This window comes from Myxococcus llanfairpwllgwyngyllgogerychwyrndrobwllllantysiliogogogochensis (assembly GCF_006636215.1).
Taxonomy (GTDB): Bacteria; Myxococcota; Myxococcia; order Myxococcales; family Myxococcaceae; genus Myxococcus; species Myxococcus llanfairpwllgwyngyllgogerychwyrndrobwllllantysiliogogogochensis.
This window is the reverse complement of sequence record NZ_VIFM01000603.1, coordinates 1-640: the sequence shown is the minus strand read 5'-3', so window position 1 is coordinate 640 and position 640 is coordinate 1. Positions and strand designations below refer to the sequence as shown.

Below are 640 nucleotides of genomic sequence, written 5' to 3'. Positions count from 1 at the left end.
CTGTGGGTGGGCACCTATTCGGGGCTGTTCCGCCTGCGCGACGGCCCGTTCGCCACGTACGGCGCTCCGGAGGGCCTGAGCAACGAGACGGTCAGCACGGTGTTGCAGGACAAGCGGGGCACGGTGTGGCTGGGCACGGTGGGCGGCGGGTTGTTCTACCTGCGCGACGGGCGCATCCACCGCATGGAGGACTTCGAGGGAGGCACGGACCCGGTCATCACCGCGTTGCACGAGGCGCCGGACGGCACGCTGTGGGTGGGCTCCAAGGCGGGGGCGTTCCGCTACGACGGGCAGCGCTTCGCGAAGTCGTCGCGCGTGCAGGGGCTGCCGGACCACGTGGTGACGTCCATCCTGGTGGACTCGCGTGGGACGCAGTGGTTCGGCACGCGCGAGGGGCTGGCGCGGGTGCGGGGCGGCGACGTCACGGTGTTCGGCGAGCGGCAGGGGCTGTCGACGGAACCCATCATCGTCATGGCCGAGGACGCCTCCGGCGCGGTGTGGCTGGGCTCCGAAGGAGGGCTGTGGCGCTTCGAGGAGGGCAAGGGCCTGCACCGCTTCACGCTGAAGGACGGGCTGCCCGGCGAGGTGGTGCTGGCGCTGCTGGCGGACGCGGACGGCACGGTGTGGGTGGGCACGGAGA

The 640-nt window shown here is 72.0% G+C and carries 1 protein-coding gene; it reads left to right on the top strand.

From position 1 onward, the window contains the following. A partial coding sequence (locus FJV41_RS49565) for a ligand-binding sensor domain-containing protein (protein ID WP_281291660.1) occupies positions 1-640 on the top strand: 640 nt, incomplete at both ends.